The organism is Cyanobium sp. LEGE 06143 (assembly GCF_015207535.1).
Lineage (GTDB): Bacteria > Cyanobacteriota > Cyanobacteriia > PCC-6307 > Cyanobiaceae > NIES-981.
On the sequence record NZ_JADEWP010000175.1, the window covers coordinates 1 to 5,550 of the forward strand.

At 72.2% G+C, this 5,550-nt stretch carries 6 protein-coding genes; 4 read left to right on the forward strand and 2 right to left on the reverse strand.

What is annotated here, in order from left to right; translation table 11 throughout:
* Positions 1–122 precede the first annotated feature (122 nt).
* Complete coding sequence (locus tag IQ216_RS11300; protein ID WP_193815542.1) at positions 123–1,199, forward strand: FAD-dependent oxidoreductase; 1,077 nt, start codon at positions 123–125, stop codon at positions 1,197–1,199.
* On the opposite strand, the gene IQ216_RS11305 is transcribed toward IQ216_RS11300, so the two are convergent.
* A complete protein-coding gene (locus IQ216_RS11305; RefSeq protein ID WP_370566720.1) occupies positions 1,177–1,974 on the reverse strand; it encodes an adenylate/guanylate cyclase domain-containing protein in 798 nt (265 codons plus the stop codon). The genes IQ216_RS11300 and IQ216_RS11305 overlap by 23 nt on opposite strands.
* Before the next feature lie 63 nt (positions 1,975–2,037).
* Between IQ216_RS11305 and IQ216_RS11310 the strand changes: the two genes are divergently transcribed.
* Genes IQ216_RS11310 through IQ216_RS11320 form a run of 3 tightly spaced genes read left to right on the forward strand, consistent with a single transcriptional unit; the run spans position 2,038 to position 4,749 of the window.
* A complete protein-coding gene (locus IQ216_RS11310) occupies positions 2,038–3,123 on the forward strand; it encodes a phosphotransferase enzyme family protein (protein WP_370566721.1) in 1,086 nt (361 codons plus the stop codon).
* Positions 3,123–3,743, forward strand: a complete 621-nt coding sequence (locus IQ216_RS11315; protein ID WP_193815539.1) for a DOMON-like domain-containing protein — start codon at positions 3,123–3,125, stop codon at positions 3,741–3,743. The genes IQ216_RS11310 and IQ216_RS11315 overlap by 1 nt, the downstream gene beginning before the upstream one ends.
* A 1-nt stretch (position 3,744) precedes the next feature.
* Positions 3,745–4,749, forward strand: coding sequence for a hypothetical protein (locus IQ216_RS11320; protein ID WP_193815540.1), 1,005 nt, complete (start codon positions 3,745–3,747; stop codon positions 4,747–4,749).
* On the opposite strand, the gene IQ216_RS11325 is transcribed toward IQ216_RS11320, so the two are convergent.
* On the reverse strand, positions 4,718–5,550 hold an 833-nt coding region (locus tag IQ216_RS11325; protein WP_193815541.1), incomplete at its 5' end, for a polysaccharide pyruvyl transferase family protein. The genes IQ216_RS11320 and IQ216_RS11325 overlap by 32 nt on opposite strands.

Consider the following 5,550-nt stretch of genomic DNA (forward strand, 5'->3'; position numbering starts at 1 on the left):
GCAATGGCCAGGCCCATCAGGCCCCCACCCGCAGACGGTCCTGCGCTTGGCAGGATGCCTGGGGCCTGCCGACCCCGCCTGTGAGCGCAGCCAGCGAAACACTGATCCTGGGTGGGGGCCTGATGGGCCTGGCCATTGCCCACCACCTGGCCCAGGCAGGCGGGCGCGTGAGGGTGCTCAGCCGCCGCCGCCAGGAGGCCGCCGGCTTCGTGGCGGCGGGGATGCTGGCGCCCCACGCGGAAGGCCTGGCAGGGCCCCTGCTCAGCCTGGGACAGCGCTCCCTGGCCGCCATTCCCGGTTGGGTGGCGCGGGTCGAGGCCGACGCCGGCCTGCGCTGCGGCCTGCGCCCCTGCGGCATCGTGGTGCCCTTCGCCACGGCTGCTGAGCGGGATCGCTGCCCCACGGCCGCCCAGGGGGAGGCCCTCGATCGCGCCGGCCTAGAGCGGGAGGTGGCGGGCCTCGGGCCCCGCTGGCAGGCCGGGCTGCTGTTCCCCCAGGACGGCCAGATCGACAACCGCCGCGGCCTGATGCGGGCCCTGGAGCGGGCCTGCGTGGAGCGGGGTGTGGGCTTCGAGGAGGGCGGTGAGGTGCTGGCGCTGCAGCGCGACGGTTCAGGAGCGCTGGAGGCCGTGGGCTGGCGCAGTGCCGCCGGCCGCCAGGAGCTGCTGCGCTGCAACCAGGCGGTGCTGGCCTGTGGCGCCTGGAGCGGCCGGCTGCTGCCCCAGCTGCCGATCGCCCCGGTGAAGGGGCAGATGCTCTCCCTGCAGGGGCCCCGCCAGGCGCTGCAGCGGGTGATCTTCGGGCCAGGCACCTATCTGGTGCCCCGCCAGGACGGTCTGCTGGTGGTGGGCGCCACCTCGGAACCCCGGGCGGGGTTCGCCGGCGGGCTCACCCCCGACGGCCAGCGGCAGCTGGAGGCCGGCATCGCCGCCCTGCTGCCTGAGGCCAGCCACTGGCCGCCGATGGAGCGCTGGTGGGGCTTTAGGCCCTGCACCCCCGATGAGGCGCCGATCCTGGGCCACAGCCCCATCCCCGGGCTGTGGCTGGCCACCGGCCACCACCGCAACGGCGTGCTGCTGGCCGCGATCACGGCCGAACTGGTGGGGGAGCAGCTGCTGGGGCGCTCGCTGGACGCCGCCGCCGCCGAGCTGCTCAGCCACTTCCGCTGGGACCGCTTCAGCTCTGCGGCAGGCTGCTGAGGGTGAACACGGGCAGCGCCCCCATCCCCTTCACCGCCTGCTCCCCCAGGGCCTGCACCGGCAGCACCGCCTGCACCAGCTCGGCGGTGGCAGCGTCGAACAGCAACGGCGCCCCGGCCGTGCGGGTGAGGCCCTCCATCCGGCTGGCCAGGTTCACCTTGTCGCCGATCACGGTGAACTCCATGCGCCGCGGGCTGCCGATCTGCCCCACGATCACCTCGCCTGAGGCCAGGCCGATGCCGCTGTCCAGGGGTTCCAGCCCCTCGGCGCGCCAGGCCCCATTCAGCCGCTGGAGGGCCTGGCGCATCGCCACCGCACAGCGCACGGCGGCGGTGGCCTCCGCCTCAGGGCCGCGGCCGATCGGGGAGCCGAACACGGCCATCACGGCATCGCCGATGAACTTGTCCACCGTGCCGCCATGGGCATTGATCACCTCCACCATCTCGCCGAGATAGCGGTTGAGCTGGCGCACGTGCAGCTCGATCTGGCCCCGGCCGCTGCGGGCGTTGGTGAGCTGGGTGAAGCCCTTGAGGTCGGAGAACAGCACCGTGACCGGCAGCTGCCGGCCCCGCAGGATGCCCTCCGCCTCGGCCGGGTCCGAGAGGATCTCGGCCACCACGCTGGGGGCCACGTAGCGCTCGAAGGTGCGGCGCAGCCGCCGCCGCTCACCCTCTTCCGCCAGGTAGGCCTCCCCGCCGTAGAGAACACCCAGCAGCACCAGGGCGGAGCCGGGCACCAACAGGGGCAGCCACACAGCGAAGCGATCGAAACTCACCCAGGCCAGCCCCAGCTGCAGSRCCTGGCCCAGCGCTTCGCGATTCCAGGCACGGTCACCAGCGTGGCGCCCCTGGGCAACGGCAATGTCAACGACACCTACCTGGTGGAGACCTCAGCCGCGCAGCGCTTCGTGCTGCAGCGGCTCAATACCGCCGTGTTTCGCCAGCCCGAGCTGGTGATGGCCAACATCGTGGCCCTGAACCGGCACATGGCCAGGCGGGCAGGCGCCGGGGGAGCCGGCGCTGAGCGGCAGGATCGGCCCTGGCAGCTGCCCGAGGCGATCCCGTTGCGCCAGGCGGAGCCACCAGAGCCCCAGGCCGGTGGCGGCAGCCATCACCTCACGGAGCCGAGCGGCAGCTGGCGGCTGCTGAGCTACGTGGAGGGGGCCACCACCCACGACACCGTGCTCGATCTCGCCCATGCGGCCGAGGTGGGGCGGGCCCTGGGCCGCTTCCACGCCCAGATCCACGACCTCCCCTGCAAGCAGCTGGCCGACACCCTGGAGGGGTTCCACATCACCCCGGCTTACCTGAGCCGTTACACCGCCGTGTGCCGGCAGGCCCTGGCCGAGCGGTCAGCCGCGGGGCTTGATCGGGCCGAGCAGGAGTGCGTGGCCTTCGTGGAGCAGCGCCAGGGCCAGGCTGCGGTGCTGGAGGAGGCCAAGGCCCGGGGACTGCTGCAGCTGCGGCCGATCCACGGTGACCCCAAGGTGAACAACGTGATGCTGGACGCCGGCAGCGGCCGCGCCGTGGCCCTGGTGGACCTGGACACGGTGAAGCCCGGCCTGGTGCACTACGACATCGGCGACTGCCTGCGCTCCGGCTGCAACCCCGCCGGCGAGGAGACCAGCGATCTCCAGGCGGTGGTGTTCGACCTGGAGCGCTGCGGAGCGATGCTCGGCGGCTACCTGGAGCAGGCCAGGGCCTTCCTCACACCAGCGGATTTCGATCACCTCTACGCGGCGATGCGGCTGATCAGCTTCGAGCTGGGTCTGCGCTTCTTCACCGACCACCTGGCTGGGGACCGCTATTTCAAGGTGACCCATCGGGGTCACAACCTGCAGCGGGCAAGGGTGCAGTTCCGGCTCACCGAGAGCATCGAGGCCCAGGAGGCCGAGATCCGTGCCCTGGTGGAGGCCCTGCGCTGATGGCCCGCCATCCGTTTGAGCTCGTCCCCTTCCCGGACCCAACACCTACAGACTCCACGGCCTCGGGCCCCACGACCGCGCTCACCAACCCCAAGCTGACGATCCATGGCCAGCTGAGCCTCGATCCCCGGGAGCAGGGCGGGCCCGCACTGGAGCTGCTGATCGAGCTCACCGCCCCAGCCGGTCACCCCGGCCTCGAAGCGCTGCTGATTCCAGAAGCGCAGGCCACCCCTGGCGCCCCCCGGCGCGACGGACTGTGGGAGCACACCTGCCTGGAGTGCTTCGTGGCACCGGCAGGCGAGCCCAGCTATCTGGAGTTCAACCTCTGCCCGGAAGGGGCCTGGAACGTCTACGCCCTGGAGGGCTACCGCCAGGGGCTCAAACCCGCCGCCGGCTTCGACGCACTGCCGTTCGACTGGCAGCGCAGCGCCTCAGCCCTGAGCCTCAGCCTGCGCTGCCAGCTGCCCGAGGCCTGGGCCGCGGCCACGGCCTTCGACTGGCAGGTGAGCGCCGTGCTGGAGCAGCGTGGTGGCCGGCTCAGCTACTGGGCCCTGCGCCATCCCGCCGGCGCCGCCGACTTCCACGCCAGGCCGCAGTGGACCCAGGCGAGCCCCCTCTGAGATGACCCACGCCGCAGCTGGCCAAGGCCTGAGCGGCCGCTTCGGGATCGTGGTGGTGCACCGCTCCGCCAGTGCCTATCTGGCGGTGTGCCTGCAGCAGGCGCGGCGCTGCAACCCCGGCGTGCCGATCGTGCTGGCGGGCGATGCCAGCAACGAGGCCCTGGCGGTGGATCGCTTTGTGGCCATCGACGCCCTGCCCCGCTCCGACGCGCATCGCCGCTTTCTGCAGGACTACCGCCACCACAGCCCCTCCCAGAGCCTCGAGTGGGAGCGCTTCTGCATTGAGCGCTGGTTCGTGCTGCTGGCCGTGATGGAACGGGAAGGGCTCGACCAGGTGCTGGCCCTCGATTCGGATGTGCTGCTGTTCTGCGATGCCCGGCAGGAGGCCCTGCGCTGCAGCCGCTATGCCGTGGCCCTCAGCCACTGGGATGAGCAGCGGGCCCTGCCCCACTGCACCTACATCCAGGCCCGCGCCGCCCTGGAGGAGTTCTGCCGTGAGGTGAGCCGCACCTACGCCAGCGGCAGCCACCTGGCCGAGCTGATGGCGCGCAACAGCAAACAGCATGGCCGCCACTGGATCTCCGACATGTCGCTGTGGCGGGCCTGGTGCCGCAGCACCGGCCACGCCGTGCTGATCCGCGAGCGCCTGCCGGCGGATGACGCGCTCTACGACAGCTGCATCGAGCACGTGCGCGGCTTTGAGGCGGTGAGGCCGCTGCCGCTGCTGGTGCGCCCCTGGAAGCGGCTGGTGTTCGAGCAGGGCCAGGCCTATGGGTTCCGCAGGGCCAATGGCCAGCGGGTGCGGCTGCTCTGCGTGCACTACCACGGCCGCTTCAAGGTGCTGATGGCACGCCATGCCCGGGGGCAGCGCGATGGGCTGCTGGCGGGCCTGCTGCTGCTGCGCCTCAAGCTGGCCGACCTGCCCCGGAAGCTGGCGCGCCTGCTGGGCAGCCGCCTGCGGCGGCCGCCAGCGCTCAGGAGGGATCGCTCCGCACCTGCTCCCTGATCAGCGCCACCGAGGCCTCCACGGCCTGGCGCGAGAGCACCAGCATCCGCGCCTGGCTGGCGGCGATCGCCTCAAGAGGACAGGCCTCGATGCAGCCCTGCAGCAGCGCCAGCAGGCTGTCGGACGTGAGATCTTCGGCTGCAAACAGCAGCGGCCAGCTGATGCGGCCCAGCACCTCGGTGAGCTTGCCTCCTGCGGCGATCTGGTCCACGGCGATCACCGGCACGCCAGCCGCCAGGCCCAGCAGGGAGCCGTGCAGGCGGGTGGTGAGCACCAGGTCCACCGCCGCAAACTGGGCCTCGATGCGCTCCCGTGGATTGGTGGCCGAGAGCACGGTGTCGATCGGCTGCACCAGCCCCGGCTGGCGCTCCAGCACCTCGGTGAACAGCGCCTCCACGGCCGCAGAGCGATCGCGGCCGAGGCCGTAATCCTTCTGGCGACCGCGCAGACAGAGGCCGATGCGGGCCTCGGCCAGGCTGGCGGGCCGGGAGCGCTCCAGGGGAGGCTCGCAGTGGCTGATGGCCAGATCGAAGCGGCCAGGGTTGACGCCCTCTCCTGCGCCTGGGCTGCCAGGGGCCGCCGCGCCGTCGCGGGCCACCACGCCATCGAGTTGGCGGTTGAGGGCCTGCTGGCTCTGCAGCAGCGACACGCCGGCGGCCAGCTTGCACGTGTGACCACTGGCCGCCAGCAGGCGCCGCATGCGCTTGGTCTGCACCAGGGGGCCGCAGACGAACACCAGGGTGCTGAGCTGGGGAGCCAGGGCCGAGGGATCCGGGGTGGGTCGATGGGCCGGGCCCGCAT